18 protein-coding genes are annotated in these 21,878 nt (G+C 62.9%); 11 read left to right on the forward strand and 7 right to left on the reverse strand.

Going from position 1 to position 21,878, the window contains the following annotated elements; genetic code table 11:
• Positions 1 to 80: 80 nt before the first annotated feature.
• From BLQ01_RS00715 to BLQ01_RS00725, 3 genes are read right to left on the reverse strand one after another with little or no spacing between them, the layout of a single operon-like run.
• Positions 81 to 683 carry a TetR/AcrR family transcriptional regulator gene (locus tag BLQ01_RS00715; RefSeq protein ID WP_026546483.1) on the reverse strand — a complete coding sequence of 201 codons (603 nt, stop codon included), beginning with the start codon at positions 681 to 683 and terminating at the stop codon, positions 81 to 83.
• Between the two features lie 30 nt (positions 684 to 713).
• Complete coding sequence (paaK, locus tag BLQ01_RS00720; RefSeq protein WP_091549737.1) at positions 714 to 2,063, reverse strand: phenylacetate--CoA ligase PaaK; 1,350 nt, start codon at positions 2,061 to 2,063, stop codon at positions 714 to 716.
• A 9-nt stretch (positions 2,064 to 2,072) separates the two neighbouring features.
• Entirely contained in the window at positions 2,073 to 2,534 is a 462-nt protein-coding gene (locus BLQ01_RS00725) for a hotdog fold thioesterase (protein ID WP_026541275.1), read from the reverse strand.
• Positions 2,535 to 2,642: 108 nt separating this feature from the next.
• Between BLQ01_RS00725 and BLQ01_RS00730 the strand changes: the two genes are divergently transcribed.
• The gene (locus BLQ01_RS00730; protein ID WP_026541274.1) at positions 2,643 to 3,221 is read left to right on the forward strand and encodes a GNAT family N-acetyltransferase; all 579 of its coding nucleotides are present in this window, start codon (positions 2,643 to 2,645) and stop codon (positions 3,219 to 3,221) included.
• On the opposite strand, the gene BLQ01_RS00735 is transcribed toward BLQ01_RS00730, so the two are convergent.
• Together BLQ01_RS00735 and BLQ01_RS00740 are read right to left on the reverse strand one after the other, a co-directional pair.
• A complete protein-coding gene (locus tag BLQ01_RS00735; protein WP_081733337.1) occupies positions 3,214 to 4,767 on the reverse strand; it encodes a putative bifunctional diguanylate cyclase/phosphodiesterase in 1,554 nt (517 codons plus the stop codon). The genes BLQ01_RS00730 and BLQ01_RS00735 overlap by 8 nt on opposite strands.
• Positions 4,768 to 4,769: 2 nt before the next feature.
• Positions 4,770 to 5,822, reverse strand: a complete 1,053-nt coding sequence (locus tag BLQ01_RS00740; RefSeq protein ID WP_035760890.1) for a hypothetical protein — start codon at positions 5,820 to 5,822, stop codon at positions 4,770 to 4,772.
• A 107-nt stretch (positions 5,823 to 5,929) separates the two neighbouring features.
• Between BLQ01_RS00740 and BLQ01_RS22250 the strand changes: the two genes are divergently transcribed.
• Positions 5,930 to 6,100 (forward strand): hypothetical protein, encoded by a 171-nt coding sequence (locus BLQ01_RS22250; protein ID WP_162150362.1) that lies wholly within the window; start codon positions 5,930 to 5,932, stop codon positions 6,098 to 6,100.
• Positions 6,101 to 6,261: 161 nt separating this feature from the next.
• Here BLQ01_RS22250 and BLQ01_RS00745 read toward each other — a convergent pair whose 3' ends face one another.
• Positions 6,262 to 7,926, reverse strand: coding sequence for an ATP-binding protein (locus tag BLQ01_RS00745; RefSeq protein WP_254779088.1), 1,665 nt, complete (start codon positions 7,924 to 7,926; stop codon positions 6,262 to 6,264).
• Between the two features lie 189 nt (positions 7,927 to 8,115).
• On the opposite strand from BLQ01_RS00745, the gene BLQ01_RS00750 reads away from it, so the two are divergent.
• Positions 8,116 to 8,499 (forward strand): DUF7793 family protein, encoded by a 384-nt coding sequence (locus BLQ01_RS00750; RefSeq protein ID WP_026541270.1) that lies wholly within the window; start codon positions 8,116 to 8,118, stop codon positions 8,497 to 8,499.
• A 19-nt stretch (positions 8,500 to 8,518) separates the two neighbouring features.
• Positions 8,519 to 9,328: a class I SAM-dependent methyltransferase gene (locus BLQ01_RS00755; protein WP_091549739.1), complete on the forward strand. Its 810-nt coding sequence runs from the start codon at positions 8,519 to 8,521 to the stop codon at positions 9,326 to 9,328.
• 12 nt (positions 9,329 to 9,340) lie between these two features.
• Here BLQ01_RS00755 and BLQ01_RS00760 read toward each other — a convergent pair whose 3' ends face one another.
• Positions 9,341 to 11,560 (reverse strand): S9 family peptidase, encoded by a 2,220-nt coding sequence (locus BLQ01_RS00760; protein ID WP_091549740.1) that lies wholly within the window; start codon positions 11,558 to 11,560, stop codon positions 9,341 to 9,343.
• Between the two features lie 269 nt (positions 11,561 to 11,829).
• Here BLQ01_RS00760 and BLQ01_RS00765 point away from each other — a divergent pair, with 269 nt between their 5' ends.
• The 7 genes from BLQ01_RS00765 to BLQ01_RS00795 all read left to right on the forward strand — a co-directional run bounded on the left by BLQ01_RS00765 (position 11,830) and on the right by BLQ01_RS00795 (position 21,842).
• Positions 11,830 to 12,552, forward strand: a complete 723-nt coding sequence (locus BLQ01_RS00765) for a glycosyltransferase (RefSeq protein ID WP_043431925.1) — start codon at positions 11,830 to 11,832, stop codon at positions 12,550 to 12,552.
• On the forward strand, positions 12,549 to 13,991 hold the full coding sequence (locus tag BLQ01_RS00770; RefSeq protein ID WP_091549741.1) for a glycosyltransferase family 4 protein: 1,443 nt from the start codon (positions 12,549 to 12,551) through the stop codon (positions 13,989 to 13,991). The genes BLQ01_RS00765 and BLQ01_RS00770 overlap by 4 nt, the downstream gene beginning before the upstream one ends.
• A 34-nt stretch (positions 13,992 to 14,025) precedes the next feature.
• On the forward strand, positions 14,026 to 17,064 hold the full coding sequence (locus BLQ01_RS00775) for a hypothetical protein (protein WP_026541265.1): 3,039 nt from the start codon (positions 14,026 to 14,028) through the stop codon (positions 17,062 to 17,064).
• A gap of 2 nt (positions 17,065 to 17,066) precedes the next feature.
• On the forward strand, positions 17,067 to 18,212 hold the full coding sequence (locus BLQ01_RS00780) for a glycosyltransferase family 4 protein (RefSeq protein WP_254779091.1): 1,146 nt from the start codon (positions 17,067 to 17,069) through the stop codon (positions 18,210 to 18,212).
• 30 nt (positions 18,213 to 18,242) lie between these two features.
• Positions 18,243 to 19,022, forward strand: a complete 780-nt coding sequence (locus tag BLQ01_RS00785) for a PIG-L deacetylase family protein (protein WP_035760927.1) — start codon at positions 18,243 to 18,245, stop codon at positions 19,020 to 19,022.
• A gap of 115 nt (positions 19,023 to 19,137) precedes the next feature.
• A complete protein-coding gene (locus tag BLQ01_RS00790) occupies positions 19,138 to 20,406 on the forward strand; it encodes a glycosyl hydrolase family 28-related protein (protein WP_162150852.1) in 1,269 nt (422 codons plus the stop codon).
• Positions 20,407 to 20,603: 197 nt separating this feature from the next.
• Positions 20,604 to 21,842 carry a right-handed parallel beta-helix repeat-containing protein gene (locus BLQ01_RS00795; RefSeq protein ID WP_026541261.1) on the forward strand — a complete coding sequence of 413 codons (1,239 nt, stop codon included), beginning with the start codon at positions 20,604 to 20,606 and terminating at the stop codon, positions 21,840 to 21,842.
• Positions 21,843 to 21,878 lie beyond the last annotated feature (36 nt).

Here is a 21,878-nt window from a genome sequence, read left to right on the forward strand (position 1 = left end):
CAAGCCCGGGGGATGTGGAAGAGGGTCACGCCCAAGCCCGGGGGACGTGGAAGAGGGTCACGCCCAAGCGTGCGCGGCCGTCAGGAGGCCGTGTGGAGGCCCTCGAAGGCCATGGTGATGACGTCGTCTGCCAGCTTCTCCGGCGACAGCGAGCCGCCGGGCTTGTACCACTCCACGATCGAGTTGATGGTGCCGAACAACAAGCGCGTCACGGTACGGGGATCGATGTCCTGGCGCAGGGACCCGTCCTCGCGGGCGGCGGAAATCAGGGCAGCTACCTTGTGGTCGAACGCACGGCGCCGTTCCAGGGCATCGCGCTCGATCTCCGTGTTTCCCCGCAAACGCAGCAGCAGGGTCACGAACGGGAGGCGATCCACCAGCACGGCGATGGTTTGCCGCAGGACGAACTCCAGGCGCGCATCTGCGGGTCCGGAGGTAGCCGAGGGTTCCTCGAGAATGGCTTCCAGGCCGCCCAACGCGTGGTCCAGGGCGAGCTTCAGCAGATCGCCCTTGGACGGCACGTGGTGGTAAATGGCTGACTTCGAGATCCCGAGGTTTTCAGCCAGGATGCCCATGGACGTTGCGTCGTACCCGTGGCGGTTGAAGACGTCGACGGCGATGCGGAGCACCGACTGCTGGTCGTAACCGGGCCGTCCGCGCTTGGTGGTGGTCTCAGTAGGCATGCTGGCATTTTCTCACGATCTCGGGGATGCTCAGCCCTTGGGGCGCAGGTCGTAGATGCGGCGGAGCTTCCCGTTGGACCGCTCAAGGGAGCCCGGCTCCACCACGTCTACTACGCACGATGACCCGACATGAATCTTGATCTGCTCCCGCAAGGTGTGGGCCGCCGTCGTGCTTGATTCGGGGGACACTGCCTCACGCCGCTCGATCCTGACCGTCAGCGAATCCATGCGCTTGCCCTCGGGGCGGGTGATTTCGAGCTGGAAGTGCGGGCTGAGTTCGGGGATGCGGAGGGCGATTTCCTCGATCTGGGACGGGAACAGGTTCACGCCGCGCAGGATGATCATGTCGTCGCTGCGGCCCGTGATGCGGCCCATGCGGCGGTGTGCCGGGCGCGCGGTGCCCGGGAGCAGGCGGGTGAGGTCCTTGGTGCGGTACCGGATGATCGGGAGCGCTTCCTTGGTGAGGGACGTGAAGACGAGCTCGCCGGGTTCGCCGTCGCCCAGGACTGTGGAGTGATCGAAGGGGTCGATGATTTCGGGCCGGAAGTGGTCTTCCCAGATGTGGCAGCCGTCCTGCGTTTCAACAGCTTCGCCGGCGACGCCCGGCCCCATGACCTCGGAGAGTCCGTAGATGTCGGAGGCCTTGATGTTCATGGTGACTTCGAGCTCGTGGCGCATTTCCTCGGTCCACGGTTCGGCGCCGAGAACAGCGTATTTGAGTGAAGTGGATGTGGGGTCGATGCCTTGTTTTGCCATGGCGTCGGCGATGGTCAGCAGGTAGGTGGGCGTGGCCAGGATGGCGTCCGGTTTGAAGTCCTGGATGAGCTGGATCTGGCGTTCGGTTTGTCCGCCTGACATGGGGATCACGGTGCAGCCCAGCGCTTCAGCGCCGGCGTGCGCTCCGAGGCCGCCGGTGAATAGCCCGTAGCCGTAGGCGTTGTGGACCTTCATGCCGGGGCGGATGCCGGAGGCGCGGAAGGAGCGGGCCACCAGGGTTGCCCAGTTGGCGAGGTCCTGTTTGGTGTAGCCAACCACGGTGGGGCGGCCGGTGGTGCCGGAGCTCGCGTGGATGCGTGCCACCTGGTCCTGCGGGACGGCGAACATCCCGAACGGGTATTCCAGGCGCAGGTCTTCCTTGGTGGTGTAAGGGAACTTGCCGAGGTCGCTGAGTTCGCGGAGGTCGGTGGGGTGCACGCCGGCGTCGTCGAACTTGCGCTTGTACAACGGCACGCGATCGTAGGCGTAGGCCACGGTGTGCTGGAGGCGGGTGAGTTGGAGGGCCTCGAGTTCGTCGCGGGAGATGGTCTCTTCACGGTCCAGCACGGCGTCAGTTGCCTTGGTGGGGGAAGCTGCGGGTGCGGCCACGGTGTTCTGCGTCATGGGATTTTCCTACTTCTTGGAGATGGTGCGGCTGCGGCCACGGAACTCGGCAATGAGCTCCCCGGGCTGGGTGTCGGTGGAGGGGGCGTCGGGCGAGGCCGCATAGATCTGGATGTCGTAGAGGCCGCTTCGGCCGGTGCTCGCGCGGCGGTTTGCGACGGCGGTGATCACCTGGCCTTGGAACGCCGGCTTGATGAAGTTGATGTCGACGCCGGACGCCACCGTGATGTTGGCGGCTTGCTGGGGCGTGGGGTTGGCCGGGTTGCAGGCCAGGGCGAAGGCCGTGTCACCGAAGGCGAAGATCATTCCGCCGTGGGCCATTCCGAATCCGTTGAGCATTTCCTGGCGGAGGTGCATGCGGATGGTGGCGTGGCCGTCGTCGAGCTTGAGGACCTCGATGCCCATCCATTCGGACGCGTAGTCGTTCGTCAGGATGTGGTGCGAAGCACCGGAGAGGGTTGTTTCAACCATGCGTCATTGCCTCCAGCTTTATTTACCGAATGTTCATTAGGTAATCCCAGATCGCGCCACGTGTCAAGACTGGACCAGTATCTGCTCCCACCTAGTAGCCTCGAAGACATGCCCGAAATTGAGCTCCCCATCATCACAGACCGACTCATCCTGCGCCGTTTCGATGCCGAGGACCTTGAGAGATTCCACGGCTACCAGTCCCTTCCCGAAACGGCCCGCTTCCTGTTCCGCAACGAACTGAGCAAGACCAAGGCCATGGAAGTCCTGGGCCGCTACGCGAACTTCGAGTTCAAGCAGGAAGGCGACTGGGTGTGCCTGGCCATCGAGCGGAAGGACCAGCCTGGCCTCCTTGGCGAGGTAGTGCTGAAATGGCTCGAAGGGACCGGGCAAGCCGAGGTTGGCTGGATTCTCCACCCGGATGCCCAGGGCCACGGCTTCGCCACAGAGGCAGCGGAAGCCGTCCTGCGGCTTGCCTTCGAAACGCTGTCATTCCACCGGGTTGACGCCAAACTGGACGCCCTCAACGAAGGATCGGCCGGGATTGCCACGCGCCTGGGCATGCGGCTTGAAGCCACGCTGGTGGATAACTGGCACTACAAGGGCCAGTGGGCAACGGAGAATATCTACGCGATTCTCGACTCCGAATGGCGCACCCGGCACCACCCCTGGACCCGGACCATCAACTGACGGGCCAGGTCTTGTGGTGCTTCAGCTGCTCGGTCAGCTGCGCCTCGGGCAAGGGCCGGCTGAAGTAGTACCCCTGGCCGCTGGTGCACCCGATGCTGAGGAGATACTCGGCCTGGTCGGCAGTCTCGACGCCTTCCCACACCGCAGCGAGGCCACAGGCGCGGATCAGTTGCAGCACGGCGGCCAGCAGCGCGGGCTGGGACGGGTCGCTGCCCAGCGCCGAGAGCAGCGTCCGGTCCACTTTGACCGTATCCACTGGGAGCTGGCGCAGGTAGCTGATGGAGGAGTAACCGGTGCCGAAATCGTCGATTTCCAACCCCACTCCGAGCCGGCGCAGGCTGTTGAGCGTGTAGCGGTCAAGGTCGTTGCCTTGGATGACGGCGCTCTCGGTAAGTTCCAGGACCAGCAGCGACGGGTCCAGATCAGCCGACGCCAAGGCCTCGCGGACGTCTTCGATGAACTCCAGCCGCTGCAGGTCCGCCGCTGAAACGTTGATGCGCATGCTGAAGTTGTGACCTGCCGTGAGGGGGTCGGTACGCCATTGCTTCAATTGCTCGACGGCGGTGCGGAGCACCCAGCCGCCCAGGTCGGAAATCATTCCCGTTTCCTCGGCAATGGGAATGAACTCGTCCGGCATGATGAGCCCACGGGTGGGGTGGTTCCAGCGGACCAACGCTTCCACACCTTCGATTTCGCGGGTATCAAGCCGGATGATGGGCTGGTAGAACAGCACCAGTTGCGAGCCGGTGATTGCTTCTTTGAGCTCACCCACCAACTGGTTCCGCATCTGCCGGGCATGCAGCATGGCTGGCTCGAACACCTTGAGTTTGCCGCGACCGTCAGCCTTGGACTCGTACATGGCGATGTCCGCTTCCATCATCAATTCCTCGGCGCGGTGCCCGGGGTCCGCCATCCGCAGGCCCATGCTGGCCCCACAACGCAGGTGTTGCCCTTCAATCTCCATGGGGCCTATGACGGCAGCGAGGATCCGGTTGCCAATGGATGCCGCTGCGGCCGGGGTGACGTCGGGAATAAGCACGGCGAACTCGTCCCCGCCCATGCGGGCCACCATGTCCTGCTCGCGGACGGCCCCGGTGATCCTGGTGGCCACCGTTTCCAGGACCTTGTCCCCAATGGTGTGCCCCAGGGAGTCGTTGATTGTTTTGAAGCCGTCCATATCCAGGAGGAGGATGGCTGCTTTGAGGCCGCTCTCAACACCGCGTGCCTGTGCTTCGCTAAGCGCCGTGGCAAAAGCTGATCGGTTGTTCAAGCCGGTCAGGGGATCCGTCATGGCCATGTGCTGCATCGCCAAGTGGGCTTCGTTGAGCTGCCGGGTGCGCGCCTGGACCCGCTGCTCCAGTTCCTCGTAAACGATCTGCAGGTCCTCAGCCAGGAGGTTGGTACCCATGATCACGGCGTCGATTTCGTCGCGTGCGTTTGAGACTTCGATCCTCGTGTGGAGGTCACCGGCTGCCAGCTTGACGATGCCTTCCAGGAGGAGTCCCAGGCGCGGGTCGTTGCCGGAGTACATCTTTCCTTCGGACATGCTCACTCCCCGTGTGGCCCGCCTCGTTGCTCGTCGCTATGACGACGGTACTCCCTGACGGCCGCGCTGCGGTCAGGCAACGCTGCCTGCTCGAACAAAGTGGCGGCTTCCTCGAACGCAGCCAACGCATCCTCCCGTCGACCGGAGGCGAGCAGTGTCTTTGCCAAAAGGAAATGTGCTTCCGCCGAGGTTTGCGTTGCCAGAATGGAAGACCGGGCGCACAAGGGTTCAAGGATGGCGATGGCCTGCAGAATATCGCCGCCAAGGAAATACCAGTGGGCGCGGACCAGCGACATTTCCAGGTGGTCCCGCTCGGAGCCGCCCACAATGTCCGTTGCCAGCTCAGCCCTTTCAATGCAGCGAAGGGTTGCGGCGTCACTGAGTTTGGCCTGAAGGCGCATTTCCGCTGAAGCCCGGTTGAATCGAGCCCACAAATCAACGTCTTTGGACGGCGACAGCCTTTCGGCCGCGAGGTCGTGATATCGGCCGCCGTCGGCAACGCGATTGACCAGGAATGCCACATTGCCGATCACCCAGTAGCCCTTGCCGGCGGTGTCTTCATCGACGTCGTCGGTCAGCAGGGTTTCCAGAACCAGGGATTCGCGCCAGGCATCGTCCAGGAGCCGGCTCTCGGCCAACGCCGCGATCAGGGCACGCTGGGCCAGGATTTGGACGTACAGCAATTCGGGGTCCCTGGCCGCGAGTTTCGCCGCATCAGCAGCCATGGTGGCAGCTTCGGGGAGCCTGCCCAGCCCTTGGAAAGCCACGGCAACCATGGTTCCAGCCTTGGCTCCAAGCTCGGGCGAGGACGCGGTCAGGGCGTGGTCGTTCAGTTCCAGGGCGACGTTGAGGTATTCATCGATCCGGCCCTGGTCGCGGAGGCACTCTGCCTGCAGATACCGCATGTTCCACCAGGACTCGTCATCTCCGGCGATGGTGGCCAGCCCTGCAGCGTCTCCGGCAAGGCGGTAGGCCTCGTCGAAGTCCCGTTCCTTCCATTTGGCGCGTGCCGTGAGACCGGCAACGAGGTGGGAGGCGAGGTGCGGACTTTGCATGTGCCCATTATCCATGTCATTGCGGAAGAAAAGCTCGTATAGTTTGCAGCGTGACTTTATTCAAGTCACAGACAACAAATTCGCATCAGTACGAAAGGGCATAGCGGATGAAAAAATTTGCGGCAACCCTGCTCATGGCGGCGGTTCTGGCAGTAACGGGATTCGCTGCCCCGGCTAATGCCGAGCCTTCGCAGGACAGCACGGCAATCGGCTGGTGGCCGAACAGCATCACCACCACCAAGACGAGCACAACAAGCATCGGTTGGTGGCCAAACTAAACATTGGGGGAGAGCCTCTCAAGGCCAAATAACGTCAATTGATGCCCCGGGCTGCTGCCCGGGGCATCAGTTTTTGTTTAGCAGTATGTCGAGCATTAGTGACCACAGCGCACTAGCGCCGGCCCCGCGTTGACAGGGCTGTCACAGCGCGGGGCGGGTGATTACGGACCGCCCACGGGCAGCTCCACGGACACCGTGGTTCCGGACCCCAGGGTGGAATCCAGGAACATGCGGCCCATGTGCCGGCTGATGATGTCGTGCGCTATGGCAAGTCCCAGGCCACTGCCGGGGACTGCCGCGGACGTAGCATTGGAGGCCCGGTAGAAGCGGGTGAAGATGTGGGGAAGATCGTGCTCGGGGATGCCCAGGCCGTTGTCCGCGACCTCCACCAGCGCCAGTCCGCCGCCTTCGGAGTCCGAGACCGAACTGGTGATGCCCACCCGGCCACCCTCGGGGGTGAACTTGATGGCGTTGGCAACGATGTTGGTAAAAACCTGTTCCAGCTTGGCCTCGTCAGCTGTGACTTCGATGTCGTCCGTCCCCTCGGTAAAGGACAAGGAGACATGGCGGGATTCGGCCAGTGGCCGAAGGGTAGCCACCACCACCTGGAGGAGTTTGGCGATGTCCACCGGCTTGAGGTCCAAGTTGCTGCCATCCTGCATGGACACCGTGAGCATGTCCTCAATAAGCCGCCGGAGCCGGGTGGAGTTCCGGGCGATGACTTCCAGCATCTTCCTGATTCCGTCAGGAACCGGCCCGCCGGATCCGTCCTGGATCATGTCCAGGTAAGCGGTGATGGAGGTCAAGGGTGTCCGGAGTTCATGGTTGACTGTTGCGAGGAAATCGGTCTTTGCCTTGTCCAGCTGCCGCAGCTGGTGCAGGACCCGCTGTTGGGCGCTGATGAGGTGGCCTTGGATGAGCCCGTGCGCCACGTTTCCGGCCACGTGCTGCATCAGCGCGATCTCGGGGCGGGTCCACTCATGGCGTTCCTGGACGGTGGAGAGCAGGATGATGCCCATAGCGGACGCACCCTCACCCACGGGGAGCAGGACCGTGGACACGGGCTTCAGCTCGCCGGACCATTCACGCAGAGCCTTGGCAATCCCGGAGTCCGGGTCTTCGCGGTGGTCCTCGACCGCCAGCACGTCCGCGTCGGCCCACAATCTGTTGGCTGCCTCGGCAATGGCGTTTTCGCTCTCGCCCAGCCTTGCCGGAAGCATCGAAAGACCGGGGCGGTTCCACTGTGCACGAATGCTGGGAACGCGTTCATCGCGGAAAGTAGCGAACCAGACGTGGTCCACGTCCAGAGCCTCCCCGAATCCACTCACCACGTGGTCAGCTATCAACTGGGGATCGTTGGTTTCCCGGATGGCCGAGGAGACGTTCCTGAGGCTTTCGCGCAAGGCTTCAACCTCGCTGCGGGAGCGTGAGCGCTCGGCGGCCAGGCCGATCAGCGTTTCAACGCGGTGGACCAGTTCTCCGGATCGGATGGGACTGACGACGTAGTCCGTCACGCGCCAGGATTCCACTTCCTGGAAGTCCAGGGATTCCTGCGGGGCAAGGATCAGCAGTATGGGAACCCCGGGGTTGCGCAGTCCGTGGGCCAGCGAGCTATCAGCCACCACTACCGTCGGGGTGGTGTGCTGGAGATGGGCGGCCAAGGCTGCCGCATCCGGGGCATGGGAAACGTTGAATCCCGCTTCGGCAAGGGCGGCCGTCGTCGCGGCCAAACGGTCCCTGTCTGAATCCGCCACTAGGGCGGAGCGGGCATGCTGTACGTCGGCAACGGTCTCGCCCACTGAGCCCCTTCCGTTCCAACGTTTCATTCGCGGTGTTTCACGATGTGCCAACACACTATCAGCGGCTTTGCGGACAAAGGTGCCTGTGCGTCCATTGTGCCTGATGAGTCCTGGGCCATACCTTTACATTGCCCTTGGGATTCGACAGCCTTGAGGATGTCAGCAGGGGAGCATCGCCCGCCTCCCTTGCAGCAGGATCAATATGCAAGGAGCACTGTGGACCACCCAGCAACACCGCAGGATCACCAGAACGTATCGTTCGACCTGGAGCTTGAGGAACCGGGCATCCTTCGCCTGACGTGGCCCCGCGGAGCCCGGATCCAGGAATCCGATGCCCAGCGGGCCATGGACCGGGTGAACGAGCTCTGCGGGGAAGACCGCCATCCGATGATCGTGGACATGGCCACCACCGATGATGTGACCCGCGGTGCCCGCTCGGTCTTTGCCAAACCATGCCAGGCAAACCGGATCGCGCTCTGGGGCTCTTCGCCGGTGGACAGGGTCATTGCCAACTTTTTCCTCGGGATCATGAAGCCCCCGTGCCCCACCAAGTTCTTCACCTCTGAAACAGAGGCGTTGGAGTGGCTGGTGGAGGCCTAGCGCCACTTATATTTGGAGGATGTTTAGCGCGCTGCAGAAGTACCTGCTGATTCCCCGCCTCATCAGGCTCTCTTCCGCCGCCCCCAAGGATCCCCGCACTGCCTGGGACCGGTTCTGGGGCGATATTGGTTCCACCGGTGCCACGGGCGATGTCTTGTGGGATTCGGGCAGCGACCACGAACTCAACGGCTACCTCCCTAAACTGGCGCAGCTGGACCGTTCCTTGCCCGTGGTGGACGTCGGATGCGGCAATGGCAGCCTCACCCGTCTGCTGGCAGGCCACTTCCCGCATGCGCTGGGGCTTGACTACTCCGCGAACGCCGTCGAGCGGGCGCGGCAGGAATCAGCGGGAATCCCGACGGCGTCCTACGCCCTGTGCGACATGACGGCACCTGACGCCGCACTAACGGTGGCGACGGCCTTGGAAGCAGCGGGCTGGACCGGGGATGCGAACGTCTTCATCCGTGGGGTCCTGCACGTTCTGGACCGAAACGGCCGCTCTGCGTTCGCTGCGAACCTGTTGCCCGTCGTCGGGACCCGCGGCGGCGTCTTCCTGGCCGAAACCAACTTCCCCGGCACTCCCGTGGATTACGTCAGCCACCTTGGGGCCACCCGCAAATCCATCCCTGGCCCTTTGGAGTGGGCCATCCGGGGGCTGCCAATGCCTGGCCGGTTCGGGGCGGCCCAGCGGAGCAAGGCCTTCCCGACGGCGGACTGGACCCTGGTTGAGGAGGGCGCCACGAGCATTGAGACGCGTCCGCTGAGCAGCCCGTCCACCCCGGACCTGATCCCGGGATACTTCGCGCTGCTCCGGGCCCGCCGAGCCTAAGAGGACAAACTCCTACCTCAGGCCGGCGCCAGGCAGGAGTTCGGTGGCTCCCACGGAGTCGGCCACGAACGCATAGTCCCAGGCCCGCTCACGCCACTGCACGTACCTGCCCGAGGCTCCGCCGTGTCCGCCGTCCATTTCGATCTTCATGACGATTGGTTCCGAACCCGTGGACACTGAGCGCAGCGCCTGGACCCACTTGGCAGGCTCGACGTACAGCACACGGGTGTCATTGAAGGATGTCACCGCAGCGATCTTGGGATAGGCCGCAGCGGCCACATTCTCGTACGGAGTGTAGGACTTCATGTAGGCGTAGGCCTCGGGATCCGTGATCGGGTTGCCCCACTCCTCCCATTCCAGGGCGGACAGGGGAAGCTCGGGATCCAGGATGGTGGTCAGGGCATCCACGAAGGGCACCTGCGCTACCACTGCAGCGTATTTTTCCGGAGCCATGTTCGCCACGGCGCCCATGAGCAATCCGCCGGCAGACCCACCCATCGCTGCGATGCGCGACGGGTCAACCCAGCCCGACCCGGCCAGCCAATCCGTTGCGGCGATGAAGTCGGTGAAGGTGTTCTTCTTGGTGAGCTTCTTGCCGTCCTCGTACCATCGGCGGCCAAGTTCGCCGCCGCCACGGATGTGGGCGATCACCATGATGATGCCGCGGTCAAGAAGGGACAGCCGGGCCACCCCGAAGCCCGGATCCATGCTCATTTCGTAGGAGCCATAGCCGTACACCAGCCCGGCGTTCCTGCCATCCTGCCGGACCGAGGCGTGACGCAGCACTGACAGCGGGACCCGGGTGCCGTCGTCGGCGATTGCCCATTCGCGCGTAGCAACGTAGTCCTGCGCGGAGTAGCCGCCCAGGACAGGGCTTTCCTTGCGGAGGAGGAGCCGGCCCGCGGGCAGTTCGGAGGTGGGAAGGACAAAATCGTAAACGCGCGACGGTGTGAAGTAGGACGTGTATCCCATCCGGATCACGGGGGCCTCGTAGTCGGAACCGGCCACCCCGGCGGTGTAGAGCTCCTCGTCGAAGGCCGGCTCCACCGGGCGGCCCTGGGCCCCGGTGCCAAGCCCGGCCAGTGGCAGCACCTGGACCCGTTCAATGGTGTCCTTGCGGACGGACAGCACCAGATGCGTGGACGTCACGCCGGCGCCGTTGACGCGGACGTCGTCGGAATGTTCGACGACGGTACGCCAGTCCTGCTCTGCCAGCGGCTTGCTGAGCTCGGCCGGGTCCACCAAGCTGACCATCGAGTTGATGGCGTCCTTGTTGTGGGTCAGGAGGAGGGTTTCCTTCCCGTCCAGGACGAAGGGCTCGGCCTCGTACAGAAGGTGGTGGTCGCGGGAGATCACGGTGCTGAGGCCGGCGTCGTAATCGGCGAAGCGGAGCAGCCGCGTCTCGCTGAACTCCGAGCATTCGATGCTGAGCACCAGGTGGCGGCGGTCCGCGGAGAGATCGAAGCCCAGCCACATGGCGACGTCGTCCTCCTGGTAGAGAACCTCGTCCTCGGCCACAGGCGTACCGAGAACGTGGGCCTTGACCTGGTATGGCCGCCACGAATCATCCACCACAGTGTAGAAAAGGCGGGTGCCGTCGGGGGAGAAGGCCACCCCGTAAAAAATGTCCTCAATGACGTCGGGGAGCAGTTCGCCTGTCCGCAGGTCCTTGATCCTCAGGGTGAACCGTTCATCGCCTGAGTTGTCCACAGCGTAGGCGTAAAGGTTGCCGTCCACTGTCACCGCAGCACCGCCCACGCTGAAGAACGGTTGGCCCTCAGCTTCGATGTTGCCGTCCAGGAGGATCTGCTCGCCGTCGATTTCCACTCCGGGCTCCACGGACGGGGGTGTCCAGTCAGCTACGGGGTCTCCGGTGTTCGAAGCCAGGACACGGCACTGGATGCTGTACTCCTTGCCTTCCACCGAACGGCTGTAGTACCACCAGCCGTCCTTGCGGCTGGGCACGGAGAGATCCGTTTCCTGGGTACGGCCCTTGATCTCCTGGAACATGGCCTCACGCAAGGGCTCCTGGTGCGCGGTAACAGCTTCCTGGTAGGCGTTCTCTGCCTTCAGGAGGTCCACCACTTCGGCGGATTCCTTGTCCCTGAGCCACTCGTAGTTGTCCACGAAAACGTCTCCGTGGTGTTCACGGCGCGTGGGGATCCGCTTTGCGACAGGAGGCACTGCTGTGGATTCCGGAGCAGCGGCAGGGACCGAAGATGTGTGGCTCATGTGGCCACTCTATAGACGGGCCCGGACAACGAACCAGCAATTTCGCTCAGAGCGCCGGGCACGGTTTCCGGTATTGAGAGTGGCTTATGACTTGGAGCACTACGGCTGGGATTGGCGTCATGACTTCCGGGGTGCCCCCACTGCTTATATTGCGAGCACGTTTTTGTGCCGTACCCGGATATATGGAGGTTCAGATGGTCCTTCTTCAACAGCACAGTGTGCACATAGGCAAGAGAGGGAGTCTTCAAGCACGCCGACATTCAGACTCATTGCGCCGCTCGAGCGTGGACCTTGAGGTAGTCATTCCTGCCTACAACGAGGCCGCGAGGATCCCGGACACCCTGAAACAGACCGTCGATTTCCTGGCCGGACAGCCGTGGTCGTCGCGGATCGTCGTGGTGGACAACGGCAGCGTTGATGAAACCGCCGCAGTGGTCCGCCGGATCTCCCGGGAAGAGGGAGACGCCGTACCCATTTCCGTGGTGGGGTGCTCCCGTAAGGGGAAGGGCGCTGCAGTCCGCCGCGGCCTGCTCAGCGGAACGTCCAGGTTCACTGGCTTTTTCGACGCCGACCTCGCCACACCGTTGGAAACCCTCACCGAGACCATGGCGCACCTCTCCGATGGCGCAGCAGCGGTGATCGCGTCCCGCCACGCACCCGGCTCAACCCTGGTCCGGCCCCAACACCTTGGACGCCGGGTGGGAGGCACTGCCTTCCGCGCGCTGACCAAATCAAAGGTCAAGGGCATCCGGGATACCCAGTGCGGATTCAAGTTCTTTGAACGGGATGCCCTCACCGCAGCCATGGTGCAGTGCCGCAGTACAGGGTTCGCCTTCGACGTTGAGCTTCTGCTGCGCCTGCAGGACAACAACGCCAGCATTGTCGAACTTCCCGTGGCATGGACTGATGGGGCAGCATCAACGTTCCGCCCCTTCCAGGATGGGGTAGCCAGTTTTGCCTCGGTGATCCAACTTCAGCGGGCAACCCCATGACGTCCGGCCTCACCGCGTTGAATTCTCCCGACCTCCTCGCAGGAAAGCACGTGCTGGTCCTCAACTGGCGCGACGTCCAGCACTCGCAGGCCGGGGGCGCCGAGCAGTACATCCATGAGATTTCCAGGAGGTGGGTGCAGAACGGCGTCCAGGTCACCTGGTTTACAGGTCGCGACGACGGCCAGGCGCCGGAGGACGTCATCGATGGCATCCGTATCCTGCGGGGAGGCGGAGCCCTGTCCATCTATGGACACGCCGCGCTCCGCCTTCTGCGGAGCGGCGGCCAATTTGATGCCGTGGTGGATTGCCAGAACGGGATACCGTTCTTTTCGCCGTTGTTCCTTCCCCGGGAACTGCCGATCATCCAGGTGATACACCATGTCCACCAGGAGCAATTCCGCACCAGGTTCTCACCGCCCCTGGCTGCCGTTGGCCGGTTCCTGGAAAGCCCGGGAGCCAAAGCAGTGTACGGGCAGCGGTCCATCGTTGCGGTCTCGCCCTCCACCCGTCTGGAACTGCGGAAGCTCGGGTTTTCAGGTCCTGTCCATGTGGTGCCCAACGGCACCATCGACATTCCGGATGCCGTTGCCGATCGAGCGCCGGAACCGACCGTCGCCGTCGTCAGCCGCTTGGTGCCGCACAAAAGGCTGGACCTGCTGGTGGGCCAGTTCGCTGTGGCGGCGCGCAGCATTCAGAACCTGAGGATGGACATTGTGGGGGACGGTCCCGAGCGTGCCAGGCTGCAGCAGTTGGTGATGGACCTTGGCCTGGACCACGCAGTAACCTTCCACGGCTACCAGCCCAATGACGTCCGGGACAGATTGTTGAGCCGGGCCTGGCTGACGGCCTCCACCTCGGCCTCGGAAGGCTGGGGCTGCTCGGTGATCGAGGCCGCTGCGTGGGGAGTTCCCTGCCTTGCCCTGCGGGTTCCCGGGATACGGGATTCGGTAGTGGACGGCAGGACCGGCTGGCTGGTGGACACCCCCAAGGAATTCGGAGTGGCGCTGGTTGAGGCGCTGGTGGCCATGAGTGAGCCCGACGCGGCGCTGGACGTTTCGGTGGATTGCCGGGAATGGGCGCGCTGTTTCACCTGGGACCGTAGCACCAGACTGCTCACTGGAGCCCTGTTGGAAGAGGAAAAGATCCGGCGTGATGGCGGGGACCCGCGTTCATGCCACTCGGACCTGTCCACCCTGGTGCGCTTCGAGCAACCCGAGGGTGTCGATCTTCAGTCCATCCTCCACAGGACGGACGAAGTTGCTGTCACCGAGGACGGACACCTCGCTGTCCTGATGAAGGGACGGGACGAGTTCGAGGCCTTCGCGGCCATGCAAAGAATTGGCGTGACGTCTGCAGAAGTCCGTTCCGCCGGACGCACTGCTTTGCTGGCCGGTCCCGGGAGCGCCTTCACTCCCGCCGACGCCCTTGACGGCCAGTAACGGGCGTACATCCATGGATCCATCCCAGAAAACAATGACTCTTGATGTACAGGAAAGGCCCAGGGCAAACCGCAGGGCGTCGGACAAAGACCCGGGAATTGCCGCGAACAGCGGCTTCCTTGCCGTGTCTGCAGGGGTTGTGGGCGTCATGAGTTACGCCTGCACCCTGCTCATGGCCACCAAGCTGGACACCGCGGACTACACCATGTTCGCCGCAGCGGCCATGATCCTGGGGGTTGTGGGAATCGTGGCCAATGCCTTGGTCCCGCTTCCTTTGTCGCACGTTGTTGCCGTTCACCCGGCAGGCTCCGAGGAACGCCGTAATGGCGTTGCGTTCTCGGTCTTCGTTTCCTGCCTGGCGGGACTTGCCGCGGCAGCGATCTCAGGCAGCGTGACGCTCGCGCTCGCGGACCCCGGCCTGGCCGCAGTGGTGGCGCTTGCAGCCTTTGTCATCTTCATGGCGAATGCACCCGCGGGGTGGTTGCAGGGTGAACTCCGTTTCAGTTGGTACGCAATCTCCACCGTTGGTGAGGTTCTCCTCAGACTCATCTTCAGCGTCGTGGTGATCGCCATGGCCTGGGGCGCGGGGGGAGCGGTCTTGGGCTTCGTCGTGGGATGCCTTGCGCCCCTGGTGGTGCCGTGGTCCTTCTACCGGGACCTGCGGTGGCGTCCGCGGGTTCTGCTGGAGAAGTGGAGATGGGCCGAAACCAGTGACATCGCCTCCGTTCTCGGCGTCGTCTCTGTGTTGGTGGGCGTCGACGTCGTGGTGGTCGGCTTCCTGGCCGGCGGCTCGGCCGATGCCGCGGGCTTCCAGGCGCTTGCGACCATCGCCAAAGGGCCGGTCTATGTGGCAGCCGGAACCGCATTGGTGGCCTTCCCGTTGCTGCGCACGCCCGGCGCCAAAGCAGGTGAGGTCCTGGGTGCAGCCTTTGCCTCATTCGGGCAACTTGCCGTGGTGGCCTTCGCCATCATCGCTACAGCCCCGCCGTTGATGGCCGGATTCATTGTTCCCCAGAAGTACCACGGCTCCTTGGGGCTCCTGCCCTGGTTGGCTGCTTCCGGCCTGGGGTACGCGGTCCTCATGGTTCTGTCCACGGTCCTGCTTGCTTTGCGGGCCTATCGCCGATGCCAGATTGGCTTGGCCTGCGCGTGTGTGTTGGTGGTGGGTGGCCTGTGGGTTGGCTGGCAAGTCAATGCAGTCACCGGCATGGCTGTGGGCTCCGCAGTGGGAGCCGTCATGGCCGGTGGTGTGCTGGCTCTCCTGGCACGCCCGGTCCTCATTGCGGCTCACCCCGGCCGGGGCGCCGGCCCGTTCCTGCTTCTGGCCGGCGCCTTGATAGTGGCGCTCGCTGTGACCGCCCAGATCCAGCCCTTGGTGTGGCTGGCCCTGGCCACTGTCAGCGGCCTCATGGTTCTCGCCCATCAACGGGGGCTGCTGCCGCACAGAAACGACTTCAAAATTTCACGACGACGCCGGGCCGGCACATCCGGCCAAACCATCGGCCGCCGGGTCAAGCCTCAAGCACCTTCAACGAGCCTCTGGGCCAGTTGGGTCGCACGGGCGCTTTCGGGCAACCTGACCGCATTCATTGTGGTTGTTGCCGCCGCCTTCGGTGTCCGCGCGCTTGGCCTTGAGCGGGGCTTCGAACTGTGGGTGGACGAGATGCTGTATGTCCGGCTCGGTGAATCCGTCAGCGCCGGAGAATTCCCAACCTTGCCTGATGGGCCGTTCTTCCTCCACCCACCGGGGTACTTCCTGCTGGAGGCCGGGGTCATCAAGGTTTTCGGAATTACCGGCGAGATCATCGAGGTGACGCTCCAACTGCGCTGGCTCAACGGCATGATGGGTGCCCTGACCGTTGGCCTTGGTTTCCTGCTGGTGCGCAAGCTGTCCACTCCCACCGCCGCGTGGCTCGCTGCCGTGCTCTTAGCCTTCGAACCATTCATCCTGAGGAACAACAGCCATGCGTTCCTGGAGACCTCGGCCATGGTGCCGGGGCTGGCAGGATTGCTGCTTCTGGTGGACCATCGGCAGCCAAAGAGCAAAATGCGTTCGTTTCTGCGGCTGGCAACGGCCGGACTACTTCTTGGCTACTCCATCCTGTGCAAGGACTTCTTCTTCATCAGCACCGTAGCCCCCGTACTTGCGGCCATCGTGTGGAAGAAAACACTCCAGTGGCGAAAGGGACTCGTTGTTGCCGGCTTGGGCTTCGTGCCCTATGTGATCTACCTGATTGTCGTGGCCGGCCACGGTCACTTTCCCAGTTGGGTGTGGGCCAAGAGCAACGGGCTGCTGCGCATGTCAGGTGTAGAGAAGAGCACAGGCTTCACCTCCGAGGGCTCACCGAGCCTGGTCTCGCGGCTCATTGAGCAGAGCGGACACTTCGCTACCAGTTACATCCTGCTGGGCTTGTGCCCAGTGGTGGGCTTGCTGCTGTGTTTCAGCCATCATGCCGGGCGGCGACTCATTGGGCTGGGAGGCCTGGCACTGGGCGCCGCCGGTGCTTACAGCGCCGTCTTCGGGACGTTTGAGGAACAGTACGGGTACGGCGTCATGGTGTTCGGAGTAATTTGTTCGGTCCTGGCGGTGGTGGAACTCCGGGAGAGGTACCCCAAGGGCCGCAATGCACTTGCCATCGTCAGCGTGATCTATGTGGTGTTGACCGTAGTTTTGGGACTCCGGACCGCGCTGACAGTGGACAACGGCTTTGTCAGGGCCAACGACTGGGTGCGGGCCAACCTGCCTGCCGATGCACGGATCAGTGTCACCAACAGCACCGGGCACTTCGCGTACATGCATGATCCCCGGTTCGGCATTTGGCCATCGGCGCCGCTGATGAAAGAGCAAGGGGTGAGCTACATCCTCACCCAATCCAAGCCCACCAGCCAGGGCTATGGTTACGCCAACCCCACCATGCTGGCCTGGTTGAAGGACCATGCAACTCCCATGGTCACCACACTTGGTCCCACCAACGGCGAGACCACCATTTGGTACGTGGATCCCGTTGCTTTGGAGGCAGCGGCTACGGCCAACGTTGGGGTGCCCTACAAGGACTACGGGACGGAACGGTAACAATGAAAGTTCTCCATTTGGGCTTTGAAGATCCACGCATGCCCGGGGCGGGCGGGGGTTCAGTAAGGACCCATGAGATCAACAGGCGGTTGGCTGCCCTTGGCTTCAGTGTGACGGTTTTGACCACACGGTATCCCGGTTGGCAGGAACGGGTGGAGGACGGCGTGCACTATGTACCCATCGGCTTCGGAAAGGGCGGCAACCGTTTGACCAGGTTGCTGGCGTACATTGCCTGGCTGCCTGTGGAAGTACGTAAGCGCCGGTCAACTGTTGAGTTGGTGGTGGAGGATTTCTTCGCTCCCTTTTCCACCATGGCCGCCCCCCTGTGGACCAAGCGACCCACGATCGGAGTTGTGCAGTGGCTTCATGCCAGGGATAAGGCACGGCAGTACAAACTCCCAATGCATTGGATTGAGCGGCTGGGTGTCCGGAAGCACCGACGCCTCATCTCGGTTTCGCAGGGAATCGGCGACCGCTTGAAGGCGCTCAACCCGGACCTTCATGTTGACGTGATCGGCAACGGTGTGGATCCCGCCGTCTGGAACAGCGAGCCCCTCGTGGGGAAGGATGTCCTCTTCATCGGGCGTCTGGAGTACGGGCACAAGGGCTTGGATCTGCTCTTGGAAGCCTGGGCGCACGCCTGCGGCAGGGTTGACGGGAACCTGCTGATCGCCGGCGCCGGTCCGGACGAGGATCGATTGCGCAAGGCCATCCGGGACGCCGGCCTTTCCGGGCGCGTGCAGATGCTCGGGTGGCTGTCCGGGGACAGGAAGTTCCAAGCGCTCAGCGAAGCCCGGCTTCTGGTGGTGCCTTCCCGGCACGAGACATTCGGCTTGGTGGCCATTGACGCCCTAGCAGCGGGCACTCCGGTTATTGCCTTCGATATCCCATGCCTGAGGGAGATCATTCTGCCGGGCACAGGATGGGTGGTTGAGGCCTTCGACGCCCAGGCGCTGGGAGACGAGATCGCCCGCCGGTACCCGCAGGCAGATCTGGCGGACGTTGCTGCGCGAGGACGGACGTTCGCCGCCGGTTACAACTGGGATGCGCTCGCTGACATGCAGGCACACGCTTATAAAACGGCAGTCAAGGAATTAAAGAAACCTCCAACCCGGCGGTCGAAAGCCCGTCACCCTGAAAGGGCTTGAATGCACGTGCAATCCAGAGTTGAACGTTCCATGGCAGGGGATGCGCCTTGGCTGTTCCTCTCACCCCACTTGGACGACGCAGTGCTGTCCTGCGGCGCTCTCATGGAAGCCGAAGCACAGGGACGCGAGATCATCGTCGCTACTCTTTTCACAGAGTCAGGGCCGGCACCGCACACGCGGGCCACCCGGTCCTTTCTGCGCCAATGTGCCGTGCCCGACGCTGCGGAGCTCTACCAAGCCAGGCAGTCGGAAGACCGCGCCGTACTGGCTGGCATGGGAGTTCAATCCATTCATCTTGGCGAAGTGGATGCGCTGTTTCGACGCCGCCGCAAGCCACCGATGCTGGGGAGCAGTGCTTGGGACAGGCTTCTGCCGGAGCTCAACCACCGCTACGCCACCTACCGGTTCGACATCGCCTTGGGCAGGATCGCCAGGGGCGATCAAGCGCTCATCCGCCAACTCCGGGGCGATGTTGCCGGGCTCATGGCGCAAACGCAAGCCGAGCTGCTCTTCTGCCCCGCAGGAGTAGGAAGGCACGTGGACCATCTGATCACCCGCGAGGTAGGTAAGGGGCATCCGGACAACGTGGTGATGTACTCAGACTTTCCCTATGACCTGACGACAGCTCCGGACCAGCCGCATTTGTCGAAAATGGGGTTTGTTCCGTGGACCTGGGATACGGGACTGGACGCCAAACGTGGGCGGATCAGAGAGTACGCTACACAGTCCGACGCCCTTTTCCCTGGCGGGGAGATTCCACGGAAACCGGAAACCTACTTTGTGCCGGGGCCCACCCAGAATGCCGCATGACGACTCCGCGGACCTTATCCACAAGTCAACGCCCAGCGTTTTTCCGGTACGTGCGCCCAAATGTAGACTCCAGCCGACGACGCCGACGGTGCGTCCTGGCACCTGGGGGATCGCAGTGGGAATAGCCGAGAACGACTCGGGACAGTCGCTACGCCGCGCTTGGGCGAAGCTACGACGGCGGTGGTCAGCTTTGGTGGTTGCTGCCGCCGCCGCGTTGCTGACCTTGGGCGGGTTCTCTACTGCTCCGGCTGAGAACATGCCGCCGGCAACCCCCGGCCAGGCACCTTCTGCATCAGCAACATCCACGGCCACGAATGCGGCGGCAGCATGCACGAAGAGCGGTGCGACGGGCAGCAGTGCGACCACGGCCTACAACGTCTCCACCACCGTAAACGATGCAACGGACGACACAAGCGCCATACAGAACCGCATCAACGCCGCAGGGGCAGCCGGGGGCGGTGTCGTCAAACTCGTAGCCGGAACCTACATCATCAACGGCAAACTCCGGATGGCGAACAACGTCAAACTGCAGGGCGCAGGTCCCGGCACTGTTCTCAAGGCCGGCCCCAGGTTCCTGTCCACAAAGGGCCCGTCGGGTGGCTACCCCATCGTGACGACCAACAGCGCGACGAACACCACGATCACTGATCTCACGGCGGACCATTCAGGAAATACCCTCCCGGCCAGCGTCAACCTGAGGGGGCGCCTGGACGAGTATGTTGTTGATATCCGGGGCGGCTCCAACAACCTCGTGGACGGAGTGCACGTCCGAAACCCCTTCACTTACTCCATCGTCGCCGTCGGTACCACCAGGTTCTGCGTGAAGAACAGCTCCACCATCGTCGCGACAAGCGGCAAGTACAACCAGCTCGATGGCATCCATGTCCTGGACTCATCGTTCGGCGACGTCATCGGCAATACCATTGACCAGCGCATTGGAACCGACGGCGACGACGGCCTTGTGGCCCACACCATCAACGGAACAACCCACGACATCAACTACATCGGGAACAAAGTCCGGGGCGGACACCGGGGCAGCAGTATGCAACTTGCCGTCGGTAACCACTCCATCTACAACCTGAAAATCGCCGACAACGAGTTCTATGGGGCGCCGTACGGTATCCGCACCGGGTACTACGACGACGGGACCGGCGCGGTCAACGGCGTGACCCTGAGCGGTAACTACATCCACGACCTCGAAGTCGGTCACATATTCTTCGACGGCAGCTACGACGCCATCCACATCGGCGACTTTGACGGCCAGGGCCCGATCACGAACGTGGTTGCCACCAACAACAGGGCGTGTGCAGCAGGGAATGTCCACGTCGCACCCGGCCCCGGCAACATGACCCAGAACAACACCGTTCAGACAGGAACATGCTGAGTATGGCAAGAACCTACCGCCGCAGGAATGAAGGCTTGGAATGCCTGCGTTGATGGTCAGTACGCCGGTTGTTGGCCCGGCACCGACGGGCGGAACTTATCCACAGGTCAATGCAGCAGGTTTTCCCCAGAATGCGTGTCAAACATAGACTCCTGCCAACGGCGCGGACCGAGCGACCTGGCACATAGGGGATTGCAGTGGAAACTGTTGACATTGGTTTGGGACCGTCCATACGCCGCACCTGGGCGAAACCACGACGGCGGCGGTCCGTTTTTGCAGTTGCTGCCGCAGCCGTGTCACTCGCACTGACCGGGGTTCCTGCGACACCCGCCACGGCGACGGCATCAGCTGCGGCCACAGCCACCAATGAGGCGGCGGTATGCACGAAGAGCGGCGCGACGGGCAGCAGCGCAACCACGGCCTACAACGTCTCCACCACCGTCAACGACACCGGGGACGATACGAGCGCCATACAGAGCCGCATCAACGCAGCAGGGGCAGCTGGCGGCGGGGTAGTGAAACTCGTAGCGGGAATCTACATCATCAACGGCAAACTCCGGATGGCGAACAACGTCAAACTTCAGGGCGCAGGTCCCGGCACGGTTCTCAAAGCGGGACCCAACTTCCTGTCCACAAAGGGACCGTCAGGTGGCTATCCCATCGTCACCACCAACAGCGCGACGAACACCACGATCACGAACCTCACAGCGGACCATTCAGGAAATACCCTCCCAGTGAGCATCAACATGGGCGAACGCCTGGACGAGTATGTCGTTGATATCCGGGGCGGCTTCAACAACCTCGTGGACGGAGTGCACGTCAGGAACCCCTTCACTTACTCGATTGTCGCGGTGGCGACCACCAGGTTCTGCGTGAAGAACAGCACCACCATCGTCGCGACGAGCGGTAAGTACGACCAGCTCGACGGCATCCATGTCCTGGACTCATCGTTCGGCGACGTCATCAGCAACACCATCGATCAGCGCGTTGGAACCGACGGCGACGACGGCCTTGTGGCCCACACCATCAACGGAACCACCCACGACATTAATTACATTGGGAACAAAGTCCGGGGCGGACACCGGGGTAACAGTATGCAACTTGCCGTTGGCAACCACTCCATCTACAACGTGAAAATCGCCGACAACGAGTTCTATGGGGCGCCGTACGGTATCCGCACCGGGTACTACGACGAAGGTACCGGCGCGGTCAACGGGGTGAGCTTGACTGGTAACTACATCCACGACCTGAAAGCCGGTCACGCGTTCCCCGACGGCAGCTACGACGCTATCCACATCGGCGACTTTGACGGCCACGGCCCGATCACGAACGTCGTAGCCACGAACAACAGGGCGTGTGCAGCCGGGAATATTTACATCGCACCCGGAACCGGCAACATCAACCAGAACAACACCATACAGACAGGAACATGCTGACTATTGACGAGGACCACGCCATAAGGCCATCGTCAC

This window comes from Arthrobacter sp. UNCCL28, assembly GCF_900102805.1.
Lineage (GTDB): Bacteria > Actinomycetota > Actinomycetes > Actinomycetales > Micrococcaceae > Arthrobacter > Arthrobacter nicotinovorans_A.